The sequence below is a fragment of the Shewanella sp. Isolate11 genome, from assembly GCF_022398315.1.
Classification (GTDB): Bacteria; Pseudomonadota; Gammaproteobacteria; order Enterobacterales; family Shewanellaceae; genus Shewanella.
In genome coordinates this window covers 270208-291672 of the sequence record NZ_JAKEVF010000003.1, presented here as the reverse complement: position 1 = coordinate 291672, position 21465 = coordinate 270208, and the positions used below count along the sequence as shown (strand labels likewise).

General features: G+C 45.5%; 17 protein-coding genes and 2 tRNA genes. 18 read left to right on the top strand and 1 reads right to left on the bottom strand.

The genetic code is table 11. The features are described from left to right. The first annotated feature begins 60 nt into the window (after positions 1 to 60). From dnaJ to greA, 7 genes are all read left to right on the top strand, one after another. Entirely contained in the window at positions 61 to 1191 is a 1131-nt protein-coding gene (gene dnaJ / locus L1D21_RS10390; protein ID WP_239845175.1) for a molecular chaperone DnaJ, read from the top strand. Between the two features lie 108 nt (positions 1192 to 1299). Further along, positions 1300 to 2088 carry a M48 family metallopeptidase gene (locus tag L1D21_RS10385; RefSeq protein WP_239845174.1) on the top strand — a complete coding sequence of 263 codons (789 nt, stop codon included), beginning with the start codon at positions 1300 to 1302 and terminating at the stop codon, positions 2086 to 2088. 81 nt (positions 2089 to 2169) lie between these two features. Beyond that, a complete protein-coding gene (locus L1D21_RS10380) occupies positions 2170 to 2787 on the top strand; it encodes an FKBP-type peptidyl-prolyl cis-trans isomerase (protein WP_239845173.1) in 618 nt (205 codons plus the stop codon). 101 nt (positions 2788 to 2888) lie between these two features. After that, on the top strand, positions 2889 to 3704 hold the full coding sequence (dapB, locus tag L1D21_RS10375; protein ID WP_239845172.1) for a 4-hydroxy-tetrahydrodipicolinate reductase: 816 nt from the start codon (positions 2889 to 2891) through the stop codon (positions 3702 to 3704). A 157-nt stretch (positions 3705 to 3861) separates the two neighbouring features. Next, positions 3862 to 5034 (top strand): glutamine-hydrolyzing carbamoyl-phosphate synthase small subunit, encoded by a 1173-nt coding sequence (carA, locus tag L1D21_RS10370; protein WP_239845171.1) that lies wholly within the window; start codon positions 3862 to 3864, stop codon positions 5032 to 5034. Between the two features lie 20 nt (positions 5035 to 5054). Further along, the gene (carB, locus tag L1D21_RS10365) at positions 5055 to 8276 is read left to right on the top strand and encodes a carbamoyl-phosphate synthase large subunit (RefSeq protein ID WP_239845170.1); all 3222 of its coding nucleotides are present in this window, start codon (positions 5055 to 5057) and stop codon (positions 8274 to 8276) included. 289 nt (positions 8277 to 8565) lie between these two features. Further along, positions 8566 to 9042, top strand: coding sequence for a transcription elongation factor GreA (gene greA, locus L1D21_RS10360; RefSeq protein WP_239845169.1), 477 nt, complete (start codon positions 8566 to 8568; stop codon positions 9040 to 9042). Between the two features lie 96 nt (positions 9043 to 9138). Here the strand turns inward: greA and yhbY are convergent, their stop codons facing one another. Beyond that, positions 9139 to 9438 carry a ribosome assembly RNA-binding protein YhbY gene (yhbY, locus tag L1D21_RS10355; RefSeq protein ID WP_239845168.1) on the bottom strand — a complete coding sequence of 100 codons (300 nt, stop codon included), beginning with the start codon at positions 9436 to 9438 and terminating at the stop codon, positions 9139 to 9141. Between the two features lie 91 nt (positions 9439 to 9529). Here yhbY and rlmE point away from each other — a divergent pair, with 91 nt between their 5' ends. The 11 genes from rlmE to infB all read left to right on the top strand — a co-directional run bounded on the left by rlmE (position 9530) and on the right by infB (position 21417). After that, on the top strand, positions 9530 to 10159 hold the full coding sequence (gene rlmE, locus L1D21_RS10350) for a 23S rRNA (uridine(2552)-2'-O)-methyltransferase RlmE (RefSeq protein WP_239845167.1): 630 nt from the start codon (positions 9530 to 9532) through the stop codon (positions 10157 to 10159). Positions 10160 to 10221: 62 nt separating this feature from the next. Continuing rightward, a complete protein-coding gene (gene ftsH / locus L1D21_RS10345; protein WP_239845166.1) occupies positions 10222 to 12177 on the top strand; it encodes an ATP-dependent zinc metalloprotease FtsH in 1956 nt (651 codons plus the stop codon). A gap of 374 nt (positions 12178 to 12551) precedes the next feature. Continuing rightward, positions 12552 to 13337: a dihydropteroate synthase gene (folP, locus tag L1D21_RS10340; RefSeq protein WP_239845296.1), complete on the top strand. Its 786-nt coding sequence runs from the start codon at positions 12552 to 12554 to the stop codon at positions 13335 to 13337. Between the two features lie 74 nt (positions 13338 to 13411). Further along, positions 13412 to 14743 carry a phosphoglucosamine mutase gene (gene glmM, locus L1D21_RS10335; RefSeq protein WP_345773514.1) on the top strand — a complete coding sequence of 444 codons (1332 nt, stop codon included), beginning with the start codon at positions 13412 to 13414 and terminating at the stop codon, positions 14741 to 14743. A gap of 331 nt (positions 14744 to 15074) precedes the next feature. Then, positions 15075 to 15857, top strand: coding sequence for a triose-phosphate isomerase (gene tpiA, locus L1D21_RS10330; RefSeq protein WP_239845165.1), 783 nt, complete (start codon positions 15075 to 15077; stop codon positions 15855 to 15857). A 1-nt stretch (position 15858) separates the two neighbouring features. After that, a complete protein-coding gene (secG, locus tag L1D21_RS10325) occupies positions 15859 to 16197 on the top strand; it encodes a preprotein translocase subunit SecG (RefSeq protein WP_239845164.1) in 339 nt (112 codons plus the stop codon). 112 nt (positions 16198 to 16309) lie between these two features. Continuing rightward, positions 16310 to 16395, top strand: a tRNA-Leu gene (locus L1D21_RS10320). A gap of 116 nt (positions 16396 to 16511) precedes the next feature. Further along, positions 16512 to 16588, top strand: a tRNA-Met gene (locus L1D21_RS10315). A gap of 159 nt (positions 16589 to 16747) precedes the next feature. Continuing rightward, on the top strand, positions 16748 to 17203 hold the full coding sequence (gene rimP, locus L1D21_RS10310) for a ribosome maturation factor RimP (RefSeq protein ID WP_239845163.1): 456 nt from the start codon (positions 16748 to 16750) through the stop codon (positions 17201 to 17203). 27 nt (positions 17204 to 17230) lie between these two features. After that, positions 17231 to 18730: a transcription termination factor NusA gene (nusA, locus tag L1D21_RS10305; protein WP_239845162.1), complete on the top strand. Its 1500-nt coding sequence runs from the start codon at positions 17231 to 17233 to the stop codon at positions 18728 to 18730. Between the two features lie 26 nt (positions 18731 to 18756). Continuing rightward, the gene (gene infB / locus L1D21_RS10300; RefSeq protein WP_239845161.1) at positions 18757 to 21417 is read left to right on the top strand and encodes a translation initiation factor IF-2; all 2661 of its coding nucleotides are present in this window, start codon (positions 18757 to 18759) and stop codon (positions 21415 to 21417) included. Positions 21418 to 21465: the final 48 nt, after the last annotated feature.

Genomic DNA, 21465 nt, shown 5'->3' with positions numbered 1-21465 from the left:
GGCGTTACGGGGAAACTCTAACGCCCGTTCGTACAACTCCAGCACAGAAAGTATGAGACTATGTCAAAGCGAGATTATTACGAAGTATTAGGCGTAGGTCGTGACGCCAGCGAACGTGAAATTAAAAAGGCTTACAAGCGTTTAGCCATGAAGTTTCATCCAGATCGCAACCCTGGCGACAAAGTGGCTGAAACCAGCTTTAAAGAAGTTAAAGAAGCTTACGAAATTCTGACCGACAGCGATAAGAAAGCAGCCTATGATCAGTTTGGTCATGCGGGTGTGGATCCTAATCGCGGTGGCGGCGGTTTCGGTGGTGGTGCTGACTTCGGTGATGTGTTTGGCGATGTGTTCGGTGACATCTTCGGCGGTGGACGCCGTGGTGGTCAACGCCAAGCTGCGCGAGGTAGTGATCTTCGCTATAACTTAGAATTATCACTGGAAGAAGCGGTGCGTGGTTTAACTAAAGAGCTACGTATTCCAACACTTGCAGCCTGTGATGCGTGTGATGGTAGCGGCGCTAAGAAGGGCTCGTCACCAACCACTTGTGGTACCTGTCATGGCCAAGGCCAAGTACAGATGCGCCAAGGTTTCTTTGCGGTGCAGCAAGCCTGTCCGACTTGTCATGGTCGCGGGAAGATTATCAAAGATCCATGTAACAAGTGTCATGGTGAAGGTCGCGTCGAAAAGAGCAAGACCCTGTCGGTTAAAATTCCTGCCGGTGTGGATACGGGCGATCGTATTCGTCTATCTGGTGAAGGCGAGGCGGGCGAGTTCGGTGCACCAGCCGGTGACTTGTATGTTCAGGTTACAGTGCGTGAACATGCTATTTTCGTTCGCGATGGCAATAACCTTTACTGTGAAGTGCCTATCTCATTTAGCACGGCCGCATTAGGTGGCGAGATTGAAGTACCGACATTGGATGGTAAGGTGAACCTGAAGATCCCTTCAGAGACACAAACCGGTCGTATGTTCCGTTTGCGCGGTAAAGGGGTTAAATCGGTTCGAAGCCATGCGGTAGGCGATCTACTGTGTAAAGTGGTCATGGAAACGCCGGTTAATCTAAGCGACAAGCAAAAAGAGCTGTTACGTGAATTTGATAATACCCTTACAGGCTCATCAACGAAGCATAGCCCTAAAGCTGAAGGCTTCTTCGACGGTGTGAAAAAGTTCTTTCAGGACTTGAATAGCTAAGGCTAACTTCACAAAATAAAAACCTCGCTTAGCGAGGTTTTTTTATGGCTAAAATAAAATGAGTTTAATTTAGACACCATTGGGTTAAGGCAATTAAGGATGTTAAAGATGCAAAAGTGGCTGGTGGGGTTAGGATTCTTGATCTTAAGTGGGTGCGCGACGCATCAATCACCAACGGGGCGAGGGCAGGTGCTGTTGTTTTCATCGATGCAGATGGATCAGATGGGCGCCGAATCTTTCGCTGCCATGAAGAAGCAACAACCGATTAGTCAAGATAAACAGCTTAACCAATATGTCCAATGTGTTGCTAATCGCATCACTGCAGTTTTACCGGGGCAGCAGCCTAAGTGGGATGTGGTGCTGTTTGATTCTGAGCAAGTCAACGCTTTCGCGCTGCCGGGCGGGCATATTGGGGTTTATAGCGGGCTATTGTCGGTGGCGAATAATCAACACCAACTTGCTGCGGTATTAGGGCATGAAGTGGCGCATGTACTGGCCAATCACAGTAATGAACAAGTGTCTCGGGCACAGATGACTGGTACTGGGATGCAGCTTGCTAACGCAGCCTTAGAGATCGGAGAGGTGAGTCATCGCGATCTGTATATGGCGGCGTTGGGTTTAGGTGCGCAAGTGGGCTTTATTTTGCCTTACGGCCGCGAGCAAGAAACCGAAGCAGATATCATTGGCGCTCAGTTAATGGCTCAAGCTGGCTTTGACCCTCGAGAAAGTATCAGCCTATGGCAAAATATGGCCAAGGCAGGCGGCAGCCAAGGCCCTGAGTTGATGTCGACCCATCCATCTCATGGACGAAGGATAGCCGACCTGCAACAGATCCAAGCTAAAGTGTTGCCCTTATATGAATCTAGTCCTTATCGAGCAAAAAAAGCCTGTAACTAATGGCCGATTTGTGGGCATTTTGTCATACATTATGGTAGAATCCGCCGCGAAATTAATTGAATAAATGAGAGTAGTATCATTATGTCTGACAAGTTCACCACAATTGAACAGCATGCTAGCTACGGTGTAGGTCGCCAACTGGGCGAGCAACTAGCGGCAAACTCTTTCGAAGGTATCGATATTTCAGCGGTTCAAGTTGGTTTATCTGATGCATTTGACGGTAAAGAAAGCGCTGTTTCTATGCAAGATCTTCAAACTGCCTTCACTGAAATTAGTCAGCGTATCCAGAAGGTACAAGAAGCCGCTGCAGCTGCTGCATCAGCAGAAGGTGAAACTTTCCTTGCCGAAAACAAGCAACGTGAAGGCGTTGTGACTTTAGAGTCAGGTCTTCAGTATGAGATCATTACCGAAGGTAATGGTGATAAGCCTGGTTACGACTCAACAGTTCGTACGCATTATCACGGTACTTTCATCAGCGGTGATGTTTTCGATAGCTCTGTATTACGTGATCAGCCCGCTGAATTCCCTGTATCAGGTGTGATTGCAGGTTGGACTGAAGCATTACAACTTATGCCAGTCGGTTCTAAGTGGAAGCTTTATGTTCCTCACCACCTTGCTTATGGCGAGCGCGGTGCCGGTGCATCAATTCCTCCTTACTCAGCATTGGTATTTGAAGTCGAATTACTCGACATTCTATAATGTTGAAAAGCCTAAGCCGTTGCTTAGGCTTTTTTTTGAACCTAAAATAATAGCGATCAGATCCGTTACGGATAGCAAAAATAACGTGTGGAGAGTATTGGATGACAGAGCAAGTAAGAGTCGCAATTACCGGTGGTAGTGGACGTATGGGCCGTACTCTTATTGAATCGGCTAAGTTAAGTAGCAACATCTTCTTAGGTGCGGCTATCGAGCGCGCGGGTTCGACATTAATTGGTGTTGACGCTGGTGAGCTAGCGGGTGTTGGTGCCATGAATGTTGCTATTACCGATAGTCTTGATCATGCGGTAGATGATTTCGATGTGTTAATCGATTTCACTTCACCAGAAGCCAGCTTGGTTCATACCGATTGGTGTTCTCGTAATGGTAAAGCAATTGTGATTGGTACAACGGGTTTTAATCATGCTCAAAAAGAGCAGATTGCTGCCTATGCCGAAAACACCCCTATTGTTATGGCACCGAACATGTCAGTTGGGGTTAACTTGATGTGGCGTCTACTTGAAGTCGCCGCTGAAGTGATGGGCAGTTATACCGATATCGAAATTATCGAAGGTCACCATAGATATAAGAAAGACGCTCCTTCTGGAACCGCGCTTAAGATGGGCGAAGTGATCGCCGAAGTGCTTGGCCGTGATTTAGAAAAATGCGCCATTTATGGTCGTGAAGGGATCACAGAGGAACGTTCGCGAGAGACCATAGGTTTCTCAACTATTCGCGCTGGTGACCTAGTCGGTGAGCATACTGCGATGTTTGCCGATATAGGTGAGCGATTAGAGATCACCCATAAAGCGTCAAGCAGAATGACCTTTGCTAATGGTGCTATGCGTGCTGCTTTTTGGCTCGGCGATCAAGCCCCGGGTCTTTATGACATGCAGCAGGTTTTAGGTTTAAAAAGTTAGTAATTGAAAAACGCCAATTTGGCGTTTTTTTTTGAGAAAAAACTTTCACATTTATAGACGAAATCTGATTTTACCTATAGAATTGACGGAATTTGTCAAAATTTCGTATTTAAGCGGAAGTTGGTATTTTAATCGTAAAATAAAACCCTATTATACAATGGCTTGGCTCTTTTCGGAGGTCGTGTTGACAAAGTCTGCCTTACTCGTACTCGAAGATGGAACCGTTTTCTCTGGCACTGCAATTGGTGCTGATGGATTAGCAGTTGGTGAAGTTGTTTTTAACACTTCAATGACTGGTTACCAAGAGATCCTGACGGATCCTTCCTATTCTCGTCAAATCGTTACTTTAACTTATCCCCATATTGGTAATACAGGAACCAATAGTGAAGATGTCGAATCAGACGCCGTTCACGCTTGTGGTTTAATCATTAGAGACTTACCTCTAGTGGCAAGTAACTTCAGAAATCAGCAAACCCTCAGTGATTATTTAAAAGCTAACAATGTTGTTGGTATTGCTGATATCGATACTCGTAAACTTACGCGTATCCTAAGGGAGAAAGGGGCACAGGCTGGCGCAATTTTAGTCGGTGATATGGATGAAGCTAAGGCGCTTGAAGCTGCCAAAGCATTCCCTGGATTAAAAGGCATGGACTTAGCCAAAGAGGTGACTACCGATAAGCAATATCAGTGGCGCAGCGGTAGCTGGCGTCTAGTGGGTGGTTTACCTGACGACACCCCAGAAGCAGAACTTAAATTTAAAGTGGTTGCTTATGACTATGGTGTTAAACGCAATATTTTACGTATGCTGGTCGACCGTGGTTGTGATGTAACTGTGGTACCTGCAAAAACATCTGCTGCTGAAGTACTGGCGATGAATCCTGACGGGGTATTCCTGTCAAACGGCCCTGGTGACCCAGAACCATGTGATTACGCCATTGAAGCGATTCAACAAATCCTTAAAACCGATATTCCAGTATTTGGTATCTGTTTAGGACATCAGTTATTGGCACTTGCCTCAGGTGCTAAAACCTTAAAGATGAAGTTTGGTCACCATGGTGCTAACCACCCTGTGAGCAACCTTGAACTGGGTAATGTGATGATCACCAGTCAAAACCATGGTTTTGCTGCTGATGAAGCCAGCTTACCCGCCAACATTAAGGTGACCCATAAGTCACTATTTGATGGTTCGCTACAAGGTATTCATCTTACCGATAAGCCAGCATTTAGCTTCCAGGGACACCCTGAAGCGAGCCCAGGCCCCCATGATGCGGCCCCATTGTTTGATCACTTTATTGAGTTGATTGAACAGTATCGTCACAACGCTAAGTAGTCCGGGAGAAGGTTTCAGCAATGCCAAAACGTACAGATATAAAAAGTATTCTTATCCTAGGTGCCGGCCCAATTGTGATTGGCCAAGCATGTGAGTTTGACTACTCAGGTGCTCAGGCGTGTAAAGCCCTAAGAGAAGAAGGCTACAGAGTTATCCTAGTTAACTCTAACCCTGCGACAATTATGACTGATCCAGAAATGGCCGATGCGACCTACATCGAACCGATTCACTGGGAAGTGGTACGCAACATCATCGCTAAAGAGCGTCCAGATGCGATTTTGCCAACCATGGGTGGTCAAACTGCACTGAACTGTGCGCTTAAACTTGAAAGCGAAGGTGTGCTTGCCGAGTTTAACGTAGAGATGATTGGTGCAACGGCTGATGCTATCGATAAAGCAGAAGACCGTAGTCGCTTCGACAAAGCCATGACCAGTATTGGTCTTGAGTGTCCTCGTGCTGGTATCGCGCACAGCATGGAAGATGCTTATAAAGTATTAGATGAAGTCGGTTTCCCTTGTATTATTCGCCCATCATTTACTATGGGTGGCAGCGGCGGTGGTATCGCTTACAACAAGGAAGAGTTTGAAGAGATTTGTTCTCAAGGTCTTGAACTTTCACCAACCACAGAGCTACTTATCGATGAGTCGCTAATTGGTTGGAAAGAGTATGAGATGGAAGTGGTTCGTGACCGCAATGATAACTGTATTATTGTGTGTTCAATCGAAAACTTCGACCCAATGGGTGTACATACAGGTGACTCTATCACCGTGGCACCTGCACAGACTCTAACTGATAAAGAATACCAGTTGATGCGTAATGCATCACTTGCAGTACTGCGTGAGATTGGTGTTGAAACTGGCGGTTCAAACGTACAGTTTGGTATCAATCCTAAAGATGGTCGTATGGTGATCATCGAGATGAACCCACGTGTATCGCGTTCATCAGCACTAGCATCAAAAGCGACTGGTTTCCCGATTGCTAAAATCGCGGCTAAGCTAGCCGTTGGCTTTACCTTAGATGAACTGAGCAATGATATTACAGGCGGTGCAACACCAGCATCGTTTGAGCCTGCAATTGATTATGTTGTGACTAAGGTGCCACGTTTTAACTTTGAGAAGTTTGCCGGCGCAAACGATCGTTTGACGACTCAAATGAAGTCTGTTGGTGAAGTGATGGCCATTGGCCGTACTTTCCAAGAATCACTGCAAAAAGCCCTTCGTGGTCTTGAAGTTGGCATCAGTGGTTTAGACCCCATTATTGATATTGATGAGCCTGAAGCATTATCACGTATTCGCCATGAACTGAAAGAACCAGGTGCTGAGCGTATTCGTTATATTGCTGACGCTTTCCGTGCTGGCCTTGGTTTAGAAGCCATTTTCAAATTGACCAACATCGACCTTTGGTTCTTGGTTCAGATTGAAGACCTACTTGAACTTGAAGCACAAGTGAAAGAAGGCGGCATGTCGAGAATGGACAAAGACTTCCTTTACAAGCTTAAGCGTAAAGGTTTTGCCGATACTCGTCTGGCTGAATTGCTGGGGATCAGCGAATCTGAGATGCGCAAGTTGCGTTATCGCCATGAGATCTACCCGGTTTACAAACGTGTAGATACTTGTGCAGCCGAATTCTCAACCGATACCGCTTACATGTACTCAACCTACGAGGAAGAGTGTGAGGCAAACCCATCAGAACGTGAGAAAATCATGGTTATCGGTGGTGGTCCAAACCGTATCGGTCAGGGTATTGAGTTCGATTACTGTTGTGTACATGCGGCATTAGCGCTTCGTGAAGACGGTTATGAAACCATTATGGTTAACTGTAACCCTGAAACGGTATCTACAGATTACGACACCTCAGACCGTTTATACTTCGAGCCAATTACACTTGAAGATGTACTTGAAATCGTTCGTATCGAAAAGCCAAAAGGCGTGATCGTGCATTACGGTGGTCAAACACCACTGAAACTGGCTCGTGACCTAGAAGCCGCTGGTGTACCAATTATTGGTACTAGCCCTGATGCGATTGACCGTGCAGAAGACCGTGAGCGTTTCCAGCAAGCGATTCAGCGTCTTGAAATGAAGCAACCTGAAAATGATACCGTCACTACGGTAGAAGGTGCGGTAATTTCTGCTGAGCGTATCGGTTATCCGTTAGTAGTTCGTCCATCTTATGTATTGGGTGGCCGGGCGATGGAAATCGTATACGACGAACAAGATTTACGTCGTTACTTCAATGAAGCTGTTAGTGTATCGAACGCTTCGCCTGTATTGCTTGACCGTTTCCTCGATAACGCGACTGAAGTGGATATCGATGCGGTTTGTGATGGCAAGACTGTTGTGGTTGGCGCGATTATGGAGCATATCGAGCAAGCGGGTGTTCACTCTGGTGACTCTGGCTGTTCACTGCCTCCATACACTTTAAGCCAAGAAATCCAAGATGAGATGCGCGTTCAAGTGCGTAAGCTTGCCATGGAACTCGGTGTTGTTGGCTTGATGAACGTACAGTTCGCGGTACAAGATAACACTATCTACATGATTGAGGTTAACCCTCGTGCTGCGCGTACTGTTCCTTTTGTCTCTAAAGCGACAGGTGTAGCGCTAGCTAAGATTGCTGCGCGTGTAATGGCAGGTCAATCGCTTGAGCAGCAAGGCTTTACCGAAGAAGTGATTCCACCTTTCTACTCAGTAAAAGAAGTGGTATTGCCTTTCAACAAGTTCCCAGGTGTTGACCCATTATTAGGCCCAGAAATGCGCTCTACTGGTGAGGTGATGGGCGTAGGTGAAACCTTTGCCGAAGCTTATGCTAAAGCACAGCTGGGTGCGACTTCTGAAGTGCCAAAATCGGGCCGTGCATTACTTTCTGTACGTAACAGCGATAAGAGCCGCGTAGCCGATTTAGCGGCTAAGCTCATCGAATTGGGTTATGAAATCGATGCGACACACGGCACCGCAGTGGTGTTAGGTGAAGCAGGTATCAATCCACGTTTGGTGAACAAGGTTCATGAAGGTCGTCCACACATTCTTGACCGTATTAAGAATGATGAGTACACCTATATCGTTAATACTACCGAAGGACGTCAGGCGATTGAAGATTCACGTCAATTACGTCGCGGTGCATTACGTTACAAAGTGAACTATACGACTACGCTTAATGCTGCATTTGCCACTTGTATGGCGCATGCTGCCGATGACCGAACCAATGTGACTTCGGTTCAAGAGCTACATAAGCGAATTCAAGGCTAATTGAATTTATTGAAAAAAGGTCGCGCAAGCGGCCTTTTTTATTGGCTAAATCAAAGTATTGTATTCAATTATTAGCAAAGACGGTTCCGTTTTAAGCCAAACTTTGACTCGGAAAGAGGTTATCACGATCCGAGCCTCAGTTTCATGCTTGTGTCGATGTGAATCGATAGCATATCGGCCGATCCCAGTATAGAATAGAGATATTCCATGCGTTATTTTACTTAGTCGGTGTCCTCAATATAGGTCAGACTGGCTAGGATGCTTTTGTGTTAAGGAGACGGTAGTTTCTATGAATAAGGTTCCGATGACGGTAGTTGGTGCAGATCAACTACGCAAAGAATTAGATTTTTTAAAGTTTGATAAACGCCCTAAGATCACTGAGGCCATTGGTACAGCGAGAGAGTTAGGTGATCTTAAAGAAAATGCAGAATATCATGCCGCTCGAGAAGAGCAGGGGATCTGTGAGGCGCGCATTCGAGATATCGAAGGTAAATTATCGAATGCTCAAATTATTGATGTGACCAAGATGGAAAACACAGGCAAGGTGATTTTTGGCACAACCGTGACCATTTTGAATCTCGATACCGATGAAGAGTCGACATATCGTATCGTCGGTGAAGATGAAGCAAACATTAAAGCCAATTTGATTTCGGTGACATCACCGATTGCACGTGGTCTTATCGGTAAGATGGAAGGCGATGAAGTGATGATTTCTACGCCAGGTGGTGAGACTGATTTTGAGATCTCTGCGGTCGAGTATATCTAATTTGTCCACATACAAGCTAAGTTCAACTTATCGTTGAGCAACAGATAACAAAAAAGCCGCTATTAATTAGCGGCTTTTTTATCAAGCAAAATAGACTTACTTTGCTCTAGGTATGGCAATCTTCATCTCTGGAGATTGGCGGAAAAGGACCAATACGTGACCGATAAGCTGCACTTTGCAAGCTTGAGTTTCGCGTACGATGGCGTCAACGACTGCATTTTTCAGCTCTCTGTCTCCAGAAGCTACTTTCACTTTGATTAACTCATGATGAGAGAGTGCATTATCAATTTCAGCCAGTACGCCTTCAGTCAGACCATTGGAACCAAGCTGTACAACAGGCTTTAGGTTATGTGCTAAGCCTTTTAAGTGCTGTTTTTGTTTGGTGGTTAAGTTCATTTCTACCAACTTTATGCTGAGTTACTGTTGAAAAACCGCTATTCTACCCTCATATAGCCTTTGTGTAACTTATATTTGTCGCGGATTTTAAATGTCAGGTAAAAAACGAACAGCAAGTTCCTCTCGCTGGATGCAGGAACATTTTGATGATCACTATGTAAAGTTATCGCAAAAACGTGGATTACGTTCGCGTGCGGCGTTTAAAATCGAAGAAATACAGCAAAAAGATAAGCTGATCCGTCCCGGTATGACCGTGGTAGATTTAGGTGCGGCTCCTGGCGGCTGGTCACAAATTGCAGTTAAACTTGCTGGTGATAATGGTAAGGTGATCGCTTGTGATATTTTGCCAATGGATCCGATTGTCGGTGTCGATTTTTTGCAGGGCGATTTTCGTGAAGAAAAAGTACTCGATGCCTTACTTGAGCGAGTAGGTGATGCTAAAGTCGATGTTGTGCTTTCTGATATGGCGCCTAATATGAGTGGCACAGGTGGTGTGGATCAGCCACGCGCTATGTATTTAGTGGAGTTAGCGCTGGATATGTGTCATCAAGTGTTGGCACCAAACGGCAGTTTCGCTGTCAAAGTCTTTCAGGGGGAGGGCTTTGACGAATATATGAAAGCGGTTAAGCAAGCTTTTACAACCGTTAAAACACGTAAGCCAGACTCTTCGCGACCGCGTTCGCGTGAAGTCTATCTTGTGGCGACAGGATACAAGTTGTAGTAACCTAACGTCAGTAAGTCAGTAACCGCAAGACTTTATGAGGTCTAGTAATTTTGAGTGATATGGCAAAAAATTTAATTCTCTGGGTTGTCATCGCCGTTGTGTTGATGTCAGTTTTTCAGGGTTATTCCCCCTCTTCATCTAATTCGTTGAAGATGGATTATTCAACATTCTTGGACGATGTTCGTTCAGGACAGATTAATACTGTCGAGGTCAAAAGCGACCAACGAACTATCGAAGGTACTAAACGTACTGGAGAAAAATTTACCACTATCATGCCAATGTATGATCAAGATTTAATCAATGATCTTGACCGTAAAGGCGTGACTATGAAAGGGCAGGAAGCGGAAGAGTCTAGCTTCTTAACCCAGATTTTCATCTCTTGGTTCCCAATGCTTCTGCTTATCGGTGTGTGGATTTTCTTCATGCGTCAGATGCAAGGTGGTGGCGGTAAAGGTGCTATGTCGTTTGGTAAGAGTAAAGCCAAACTGATGAGTGAAGACCAAATTAAGACGACTTTTGGCGATGTTGCAGGTTGTGACGAAGCTAAAGAAGACGTTAAAGAGTTGGTTGATTACCTAAAAGAGCCTACTAAATTCCAAAAATTGGGCGGTCGCATCCCAACTGGTGTACTACTTGTGGGACCTCCTGGTACGGGTAAAACCTTGCTGGCTAAAGCGATTGCCGGTGAAGCAAAGGTGCCTTTCTTTACCATTTCGGGTTCAGACTTCGTTGAAATGTTTGTGGGTGTAGGTGCCTCTCGTGTGCGTGACATGTTCGAACAAGCCAAGAAGTCAGCGCCGTGTATCATCTTCATCGATGAGATCGATGCTGTAGGTCGTCAGCGTGGTGCTGGTGTTGGCGGTGGTCACGATGAGCGTGAGCAAACCCTTAACCAGATGCTGGTTGAAATGGATGGCTTTGAAGGTAACGAAGGGATTATCGTCATTGCGGCGACTAACCGTCCTGACGTACTCGATGCGGCATTGTTGCGTCCAGGTCGTTTCGACCGTCAAGTGGTGGTGGGTTTACCTGATGTCCGCGGTCGTGAGCAGATCTTAAAAGTACATATGCGCAAAGTGCCACTGGCTGAAGATGTGAAAGCCAGTGTAATTGCTCGTGGTACTCCAGGGTTCTCTGGTGCAGATCTTGCCAACCTAGTAAACGAAGCAGCATTGTTTGCAGCCCGTGGCAACCGTCGTGTTGTTGGTATGGAAGAGTTTGAAAGCGCTAAAGACAAGATCATGATGGGGGCTGAACGCCGCACCATGGTGATGTCTGAAGATGAAAAAGAGATGACCGCATACCATGAGGCAGGCCACGCTATCGTAGGTTGTTTGGTGCCTGAACACGACCCTGTGCATAAGGTGACCATTATTCCTCGCGGACGCGCACTGGGTGTGACTTTCTTCTTGCCAGAAGCTGATGCCATCAGTCAGAGCCGGAGAAAGTTAGAGAGTCAAATTTCTGTGGCTTACGGTGGTCGTATTGCCGAAGATCTGATTTATGGCAGCGAGCGTGTGTCGACTGGTGCTTCTCAAGATATTAAGTATGCCACCTCGATTGCCCGTAACATGGTTACTCAATGGGGCTTCTCAGACAAGCTGGGCCCTGTATTGTATGCCGAAGATGAAAACGAGGTTTTCCTTGGTCGCAGTATGGGTAAATCTCAACATATGTCTGATGATACGGCTAAAGTGATTGACGACGAAGTTAAGAGCCTTATCGATAGCAATTATGACCGTGCTCATAAATTCCTAACCGATAACATGGATATTCTCCATTCGATGAAAGATGCGTTGATGAAGTATGAAACTATCGATGCGACTCAAATTGAAGATCTAATGGCTCGCCGTGAAGTGCGTGCCCCAGCAGATTGGAATATGGATGAAAACGGTAATAATGGTGACAAGAGTGGTGGCAAACCTGCTGATGTTGAAGAAGTGACCAGTGAGTCACAAGAGATTGACACAACAGACGAACCCAAAGATGTCGACGAGTCGCCAGTAACTAAGTAATCAGTTAGTTTGATAGTGATAATAAACAGAGAAAACCCCGTAAAGGGGTTTTCTTATTTCAGCAGTATTATTTTCAGAGTTGATCGTATTTCTTATGTTGAAATCATCATCGGTTAAATGCTTTTAAGTTGCACAGTGGTAACATATTGATAGTCATTAATTATCGATGTAGTAATAGCGATTACTTTAAAAGAATGACATTTATTTATATCACCAGAACTTTAACCATATTCAGATAATAAACAGCATCTGTTATTTAACCTGAGCTCAGACAACCACAGTCGATAAGTCTTAGGTTATTTAGTTTGATAGAGGACAGCCTTTTGCAATTAGTTAGTGGTCAGAAAGTTATCGACCTGAATCAGCCTCAAGTCATGGGTATTCTTAATGTTACGCCAGATTCTTTTTCCGATGGTGGTCAGTTTTCTAGTTTTGAACTTGCCTGTCGTCATGCCGATGAGATGGTTGATCAAGGTGCCAGTTTTATCGATATTGGTGGTGAATCGACTCGCCCAGGTGCAGCTGATGTCTCTGTCGAACAAGAATTAGAGCGTGTGGTTCCGCTGATTGAATATGTGAGTAGGAATCATGATGTGTGGATCTCAGTTGACACCAGTAAAGCAAAAGTGATGCAAGCAGCTGTCAACAGTGGCGCACATTTGATCAATGATGTGCGTGCACTACAAGAGCCTGATGCGTTAGCCACAGCGGCAAAACTCGGTGTGCCAGTTTGTTTGATGCATATGCAGGGGCAACCCCGTACAATGCAGCAAGCACCGCAATATCAGGATATAATCCAAGATATTAGCGACTTCTTTGATGCACGCATTCAGGCCTGTGAAAATGCGGGTATTGATCGAGCTAACATAGTGTTAGATCCTGGCTTCGGATTTGGTAAAAGCCTTAGTCACAATTATGAATTACTGAATCGGTTAGCCGAATTTGATACTTATCAGTTGCCGATGTTGATTGGTTTGTCACGTAAGAGCATGATAGGACAATTACTGCAGGTGGATGTCGATCAGCGAATGGCGGGAAGTTTAGCTGCGGGGATGTTGAGTATTCAGCATGGTGCCCATATTCTTCGGGTGCATGATGTAAAACAAACGGCGGACATGATCAAAGTCATACAAGCTTGTCGTCATTATCAGGCATTATAGTCGCAGTTTTTTATCAAGATTCTAGGACAAATGGGGAAGTAAACCTTCCTCAAGAGTAAGTAAGGGGTTACTTAGTGAGAAAATTTTTTGGTACCGATGGTATTAGAGGCAAGGTAGGGGCAGGCAAGATGACGCCCGAACTTGCATTAAAATTAGGTTGGGCTGCAGGGCGAGTTTTGTCGCGTGCAGGCACTAACAAGGTGATAATCGGTAAAGATACGCGTATTTCTGGCTACCTTTTTGAGTCGGCGATGGAAGCCGGATTGTCAGCCGCGGGCTTAAATGTGATGTTAATGGGACCCATGCCAACGCCAGCAGTCGCTTATTTAACTCGTACTTTCAGAGCTGAGGCCGGGGTGGTGATCAGTGCATCACACAATCCTTATTACGACAACGGCATTAAGTTCTTTTTTAATGACGGTAGCAAGCTTGATGATGCCATTGAACTTGAGATTGAAGCAGAATTAGACAAGCCGCTTGAGTGTGTCGAGTCGCACCTCTTAGGTAAAGTGTCGCGTATTGAAGATGCGCCGGGACGCTATATCGAATATTGTAAGGGGAACTTTCCTGCAGAGTTAAGCTTAAATGGCTTAAAAATCGTGGTCGATTGTGCTCATGGTGCTACATATCATATTGCACCTAGTGTATTTAGAGAGTTAGGCGCAGAAGTCGTAGTGATTGGTGCATCACCGAATGGTATCAATATTAATCATGAAGTGGGCGCCACTTCACTCGGAAAGATCCGCGAGACTGTGGTCGCCGAGCAAGCTGATTTAGGTATTGCATTAGACGGTGATGGCGATCGTATCATGATGGTTAATCGTCATGGTGACGTGGTTGATGGTGATGTCATTCTCTATATCTTAGCCTGCGATGCGCAAGACAGAGGGGTTTTACAAGGTGGTGTGGTGGGAACCTTGATGTCTAACTTGGGTCTTGAGTTGGCGTTGAAAGGGCGTGATATACCTTTTGCGCGTTCTAAAGTCGGTGACCGTTACGTCATGGAGTTACTGAAGCTGCATGGCTGGCGTATCGGTGGTGAAAACTCAGGTCACATTCTTAATTTAGATCATGGTACAACTGGCGACGGTATTATTGCTGGTATTTTAGTGCTTGCCGCTATGCGTCGTAAGAGTGCCACGTTAGAAGAGATCACTCAAGGCATAACCATGCTACCTCAAGTGTTAGTTAATGTACGTTTCGAGGGTAAGCATAATCCACTCAAAGCTGAAAGCGTATTAGCCACACAGGCAGAAGTCGAGAAGCTATTAGGTGAACGCGGCCGAGTGCTTTTACGTAAATCTGGCACTGAACCTTTGATTCGTGTCATGGTAGAAGGTGATGACCAAGTCGAAGTGACTCGTCATGCCAACACCATTGCCGACGCCATAAGAGCCTTAGTGTAAAGTAAAAAATAAAAAAAGTTGGATATCCTTTTATCTGAGGATATCCACCACCCAATATCAGTATTCATATTTATGATATGACCTATAGCCGGATTATCATTTTTAAATCAGAATAATGAGTTACTGCAAATACTGCCTTGGAGTGAATGACTTTCCTTATCCTATTTTATGGTTAGGTAATATTGCTTTATGCCTAAAGTCGGATGCTTGCATTGGCTTTGAGGATAAAAAGTAGTCGGCTAACGCGTTTATCACAAAAATTCGGTATTTAGGTATTGTAAGTTCACAAGTGGTTCGCTATTATTCACGCCGCTTTCAGAAGGAGACAGTGATGGCACTAAGACGTCCAATGGTCGCTGGTAACTGGAAAATGAATGGCAGTGCGCAGTTAGCACGAGAGTTATTCAATAAGTTCGCTACCAAGCTTCAAAATGATTCAGCGGAAGTAGTCTTATGTCCGCCTAGTATATTTCTGGAAAGTGTACGTCAGCAACTCGACGCCAATAAAGAAGCTTTAAATGGTTGTCTAGTCAGAATGGGCGCACAAAACCTAAGTCAGCATGACTTTGGTGCTTATACTGGCGAAGTGTCGGGGCAGATGTTGTCAGATTCAGGATGTCGATATGTGATTATCGGCCACTCCGAACGTCGCCGTATGTACGGTGAAACAAGTGATATTGTGGCGGAAAAATTCGCTGCAGCTCAAAAGCATGGCCTAACACCTATTTTATGTGTAGGTGAGTCAGGTCCAGCTCGTGAAGCACGTCGTACCTTTGAGGTGATTGCGGAAGAGTTGGATGTGGTGATTGAAAAAAATGGCACCATGGCTTTTGATAACGCGATTATCGCCTATGAGCCACTATGGGCCGTAGGAACGGGTAAGAGCGCTACGCCAGAACAGGCGCAAGAAGTGCATGCGTTTATTCGCAAGCGTCTGTCTGAAGTGTCTCCATTTATTGGAGAAAATATCAGGATTTTGTACGGTGGTAGCGTAACGCCGAGTAATGCAGCAGATCTATTTGCTCAACCTGATGTAGATGGTGGACTGATAGGCGGTGCAAGCTTAAACTCTACCGAGTTTTTAAGTTTATGTTCGATAGCAATGAGCGCATAATATGTACGAAGTTCTAATGGTTGTTTACTTGTTGGTTGCATTGGCTTTAATTGGCCTAATTCTCATCCAGCAAGGTAAAGGTGCTGACATGGGAGCCTCTTTTGGAGCCGGTGCTTCAGCGACATTATTTGGATCATCAGGTTCAGGTAATTTTTTAACACGCACGACTGCAATTTTAGCAATTGGTTTCTTCGTTTTGAGTCTTACCATTGGTAACTTAAGCGCCAACCATGCTAAGCATGAAGATACGTGGAAAGATTTGGGTTCTGATGCCGCGGTTACACAACCTGTAACTGATGCAGCTGATACTCAAAAGTCAGAAGATAAAATTCCTGACTAAGGCTTAATCGTCGATTAAGTTGGGTGACGGCATGTTATGAGTGCTGTGACCTTTAGATGGCCCAAGACAAACCTCAGTGTCTTATAAAAAGGTCAGCTAAAAATAAAATGATGCGGATGTGGTGGAATTGGTAGACACGCCATCTTGAGGGGGTGGTGAGCTATGCTCGTGAGGGTTCAAGTCCCTCCATCCGCACCAATTTTAAATTCAATCGATATAAATGCATTGAGTGAATTTAAATTGAATAAAGTCTGCTGTAAGTCGGCTTTATTATTGCAAATATAGGTGACTATCAATATAATTGCAGCAGTTGACGCGGGGTGGAGCAGTTTGGTAGCTCGTCGGGCTCATAACCCGAAGGTCGTCGGTTCAAATCCGGCCCCCGCAACCAGCTTCCCAGTGATGAATTTAATTCATTTCTGATACAGGTTCTGAATGCTATGACCTCGTTATTACGGGGTTTTTTGTTATCTGGACTTTTGAAATATCGCCAACTGGCGATGTCGTACTGGGGCTATAGGCCCTTTTTTGTTTTTCGGGGGGTAACACCTTGGCAACTTTAGAAAGTAAACTGGAACAGATGCTTATTGCACCAGTTGAAGCATTAGGCCACAGCCTTTGGGGCATTGAGTATGTGCATGCAGGCAAACATTCGATTTTGCGCGTATACATAGATAATGAAAATGGCATTTTTATCGACGATTGTGCCGATGTGAGTCGTCAAGTCAGTGCCGTTCTCGATGTTGAAGACCCAATTTCAACCGAATATACATTAGAAGTTTCTTCTCCCGGTGTAGATAGACCGTTATTTAATGCGGCGCAATATGCGCTTTACCTCGGTGAGACTGTAAAGGTTCAATTGACTATGCCTGTCGCGGGTAGTCGTAATTTAAAAGGTACCGTCACTGGTGTAGAGGGGCAGATGCTCACTCTAACCGTCGATGGCAAAGAACTGATTGTTGCTTTGGATAATATCCGTAAAGGCAACTTAATCGCGAAGTTTTGATGGATTCAAGGTGAACGAGGCAAGAGGATGAATAAAGAGATTCTGCTAGTCGCTGAGGCGGTTTCAAATGAGAAAGCCGTACCGCGTGAAAAGATTTTTGAAGCGTTAGAAATAGCGCTGGCCACAGCAACCAAGAAAAAGTACGAAGGCGATATCGAAGTTCGTGTTGCTATCGACCGTAAGACGGGGGCCTATGAAACTTTCCGTCGTTGGATGGTTGTCGACGATAATGGTGAAGCATTAGAAAACCCATTCCGTGAGATCACGCTTGAAGCTGCTTTATACGAAAACCCAGAGATCCAAGTGGGTGAGTATATTGAAGATGAAATCGAATCTGTGGTTTTCGACCGTATTACGACCCAAACAGCTAAGCAAGTGATCGTACAAAAAGTACGTGAAGCTGAGCGTGCACAAATTGTTGATCAATTCCGCGAGAAAGAAGGCGAGTTGATCACCGGAGTGGTGAAGAAGAGTAATCGTGAAAGCGTAGTGGTTGATTTAGGCAACAATGCCGATGCGGTATTGTTTAAAGAAGACCTTATTTCACGTGAAAGCTTCCGTCCAGGTGATCGTGTTCGTGCTTTGCTTTACGCAGTACGTCCAGAAGCGCGTGGCGCGCAGTTATTTTTAACTCGTACTAAGCCAGATATGTTGATTGAGCTTTTCCGCGTAGAAGTACCGGAAATTGCTGATGAGATGATTGAGATTATGGGCGCGGCTCGTGACCCAGGCTCACGCGCTAAAATTGCGGTTAAGTCTAACGATCGTCGTATCGATCCAATTGGTGCTTGTGTGGGTATGCGTGGTGCGCGTGTTCAAGCTGTATCAAATGAATTGGGTGGCGAGCGTGTTGATATTGTGCTCTGGGATGATAATCCAGCACAATTTGTGATCAACGCCATGGCACCTGCTGATGTGGCCTCTATCATCGTTGATGAAGATAACCACTCAATGGATATCGCTGTTGAAGCGGATTCACTTGCGCAGGCAATTGGCCGTAACGGTCAAAACGTGCGTCTAGCCACCCAGTTATCGGGATGGGAGCTAAACGTAATGACAGTGCAAGATATGCAAGCTAAGCACCAGGCCGAAAGTGCCAAAGTGGTTAACTTGTTTGTTAATGCACTGGATGTCGATGAAGATTTCGCTCAAGTACTCGCCGATGAAGGTTTTACCTCATTGGAAGAAGTGGCTTATGTGCCTGAGTCTGAACTATTGGAAATCGACGGTTTCGACGAAGATATCGTTGAAGCATTGAGAGAACGCGCTAAAGCAGCGATCTCTACACGGGCTTTGGCATCCGAAGAAGCACTTGACGGTGCTGAGCCGAGCGAAGATTTACTTGCACTAGAAGGTTTAGAGCGTCATTTGGCGTATGTGTTTGCAAGTAAAGGCGTAATTACGCTTGAAGATTTAGCCGAACAAGGCATTGATGATTTGATCGAGATTGAAGAATTAACAGAAGAAAAGGCTGGTGAGCTTATTATGGCTGCCCGCAATATCTGTTGGTTTGGCGAAGAAGCATAAGTCGATCAACAGAGGGGAGTTTACAGATGGCAGATACCACAGTAGCAAAACTGGCCGAAGAAGTAGGGAAAAGTGCTGATCGATTAGTTGAGCAGTTTTCTGAGGCTGGAATTAAGAAAACCAAGAGCGACACTGTTTCTGAACAAGAGAAACAGCAGTTACTTGAGTTTTTGAAAAAACAACATGGTGGCGATTCGGCGCCAACCAAGATGACCTTACAGCGTAAATCTGTTTCGACACTTAGCGTGTCTGGCAGTGGTGGTCAGTCTAAAGATATTAAAGTTGAAGTTCGTAAGAAGCGTACTTTTGTAAAGCGTGATGCCGCTTCAGAAGCTGAAGCTAAGGCCAAAGCTGAGGCCGAAGCAAAAGCTGCAGCAGAAGCAAAGGCAAAAGCCGATGCTGAAGCAAAAGCTGCTGCAGATGCCAAAGCAAAAGCCGAGGCAGAAGCAAAAGCCAAGGCTAAAGCTGAAGCCGAAGTGAAAGCTAAAAAGGCCGCAGAAGCTAAGCCGGCCATTGCAGAAACTGCAGAAGAGAAAGCCGCTAAAATCGAAGAAGCACGTTTGTTAGCTGCTAAAGAAGCTGCTGCCAAAGCAAAAGCGGACGAAGAAGCTAAAGCCGCTGCAGAAGAAGCGCGTCGTTTAGCTGAAGAAAACGAAAAGCGTTGGGCTGAAGAAGAGCGTCAACGTAAAGAGTCTGAGACCAGCGCCGATCATCACGTTACAACCTCATCTGAAGCGCGAGCTGCAGAAGATACTGCTGACATGAATGCTGAGAAGCGTGGGCGCCGTGCGCGTAAACCTGCTGGTGGCAAGAAAGATGCGGCCAACAAGAAGCGTGGTGGTAGAGATGTTCGCGGTGGTGGACGTAATAATCGCAACCAACGCAACGCACCAGAGTCAATGGATCACGGCTTCAACAAACCTGCTGCAGCAGTTACACGCGATGTAAGCATTGGCGAGACAGTGACCGTTGCTGAGTTAGCACAGAAGATGGCTGTTAAAGCGACTGAAATCATTAAGCAGATGATGAAGATGGGGTCTATGGTTACGATTAACCAAGTGCTCGATCAAGAAACTGCGCAGATGGTTGCAGAAGAGATGGGGCATAAAGTGGTACTAACTCGTGAAAACGAATTAGAACATCAAGTACTTGCTGACCGTGACGGTAACGTTAAAGTTGAACCTCGTGCACCAGTTGTGACCATCATGGGTCATGTTGACCATGGTAAAACTTCGCTATTGGATTACATTCGTCGCGCGAAAGTGGCTTCTGGTGAGGCCGGTGGTATTACTCAGCACATTGGTGCTTACCACGTTGAAACCGAAAACGGCATGATCACCTTCTTAGATACTCCTGGTCACGCAGCGTTTACCGCAATGCGTGCTCGCGGTGCTAAGGCTACCGATATCGTTATTCTGGTTGTTGCTGCCGATGATGGTGTAATGCCACAAACCATCGAAGCTATCCAACACGCTAAAGCGGGCGGTGTACCACTGATTGTTGCGGTAAATAAGATGGATAAGCCTGAAGCCGATCCTGATCGCGTTAAGTCTGAACTTTCTCAGCATGGCGTAATGTCAGAAGATTGGGGCGGAAGCAACATGTTCTGTCACGTTTCTGCTAAATCTGGAGAAGGTGTAGATGAGCTACTTGAAGGCATCTTGCTAGAAGCCGAAGTTCTTGAATTGAAAGCGGTACGCGAAGGTATGGCTGCTGGTGTGGTTGTTGAGTCTAAACTGGATAAAGGTCGCGGCCCAGTGGCTACCGTATTGGTTCAAGAAGGTACCCTTAAGCAAGGTGATATCGTTCTGTGTGGTCTTGAGTACGGTAAAGTCCGTGCAATGAAAGATGAGAACGGTAAATCAATCACTGAAGCGGGTCCATCTATTCCAGTTGAGATCTTAGGCCTTTCTGGCGTGCCATCAGCTGGTGATGAAGCTACTGTTGTACGTGATGAGCGTAAAGCACGTGAAGTTGCTTTATACCGTCAAGGCAAGTTCCGTGATGTTAAGCTGGCTCGTCAGCAGAAATCTAAACTTGAAAACATGTTCGCTAATATGACAGAAGGCGAAGTTCAGGAACTTAACATCGTACTTAAAGCCGATGTTCAAGGTTCTCTTGAAGCGATTTCTGATTCATTGAACAAGCTGTCTACCGATGAAGTTAAAGTGAACATCATCGCTAGTGGTGTAGGTGGATTAACAGAAACCGATGCATCACTTGCAGCGGCTTCTAACGCTATCATGGTTGGTTTCAACGTTCGTGCCGATGCGCAGGCGCGTAAGACCATCGAAAGTGAAAGTGTTGACCTACGTTACTACAGCGTTATCTATCATCTTATCGATGAAGTTAAAGCTGCAATGGGCGGTATGTTAGCACCAGAATTTAAGCAAGAGATCATTGGTCTGGCTGAAGTTCGTGACGTGTTTAAGTCGCCTAAGATTGGCGCTATTGCGGGTTGTATGGTTACCGAAGGGACTATCAAACGCAGCGCACCAATTCGTGTACTACGTGACAACGTGGTTATCTATGAAGGTGAGCTTGAATCACTACGTCGCTTTAAAGATGACGTGAATGAAGTGCGTAATGGTATGGAGTGTGGTATCGGGGTGAAGAACTATAATGACGTCAGAGTTGGCGATCAGATAGAGGTCTTCGAAACGGTCGAAATCGCTCGAACCTTATAATCGAAAAGGGGCGGCGTAAGCCGCCTTTTTTAGTTAAGAGATAAAACA

Bases quoted from the DNA above. Each gene is read 5' to 3' on its own strand.
- dnaJ (WP_239845175.1), top strand. From the start codon at position 61: ATGTCAAAGCGAGATTATTACGAAGTATTAGGCGTAGGTCGTGACGCC.
- L1D21_RS10385 (WP_239845174.1), top strand. From the start codon at position 1,300: ATGCAAAAGTGGCTGGTGGGGTTAGGATTCTTGATCTTAAGTGGGTGC.
- L1D21_RS10380 (WP_239845173.1), top strand. From the start codon at position 2,170: ATGTCTGACAAGTTCACCACAATTGAACAGCATGCTAGCTACGGTGTA.
- dapB (WP_239845172.1), top strand. From the start codon at position 2,889: ATGACAGAGCAAGTAAGAGTCGCAATTACCGGTGGTAGTGGACGTATG.
- carA (WP_239845171.1), top strand. From the start codon at position 3,862: ATGGCTTGGCTCTTTTCGGAGGTCGTGTTGACAAAGTCTGCCTTACTC.
- carB (WP_239845170.1), top strand. From the start codon at position 5,055: ATGCCAAAACGTACAGATATAAAAAGTATTCTTATCCTAGGTGCCGGC.
- greA (WP_239845169.1), top strand. From the start codon at position 8,566: ATGAATAAGGTTCCGATGACGGTAGTTGGTGCAGATCAACTACGCAAA.
- yhbY (WP_239845168.1), bottom strand. From the start codon at position 9,438: ATGAACTTAACCACCAAACAAAAACAGCACTTAAAAGGCTTAGCACAT.
- rlmE (WP_239845167.1), top strand. From the start codon at position 9,530: ATGTCAGGTAAAAAACGAACAGCAAGTTCCTCTCGCTGGATGCAGGAA.
- ftsH (WP_239845166.1), top strand. From the start codon at position 10,222: ATGGCAAAAAATTTAATTCTCTGGGTTGTCATCGCCGTTGTGTTGATG.
- folP (WP_239845296.1), top strand. From the start codon at position 12,552: ATGGGTATTCTTAATGTTACGCCAGATTCTTTTTCCGATGGTGGTCAG.
- tpiA (WP_239845165.1), top strand. From the start codon at position 15,075: ATGGCACTAAGACGTCCAATGGTCGCTGGTAACTGGAAAATGAATGGC.
- secG (WP_239845164.1), top strand. From the start codon at position 15,859: ATGTACGAAGTTCTAATGGTTGTTTACTTGTTGGTTGCATTGGCTTTA.
- nusA (WP_239845162.1), top strand. From the start codon at position 17,231: ATGAATAAAGAGATTCTGCTAGTCGCTGAGGCGGTTTCAAATGAGAAA.
- infB (WP_239845161.1), top strand. From the start codon at position 18,757: ATGGCAGATACCACAGTAGCAAAACTGGCCGAAGAAGTAGGGAAAAGT.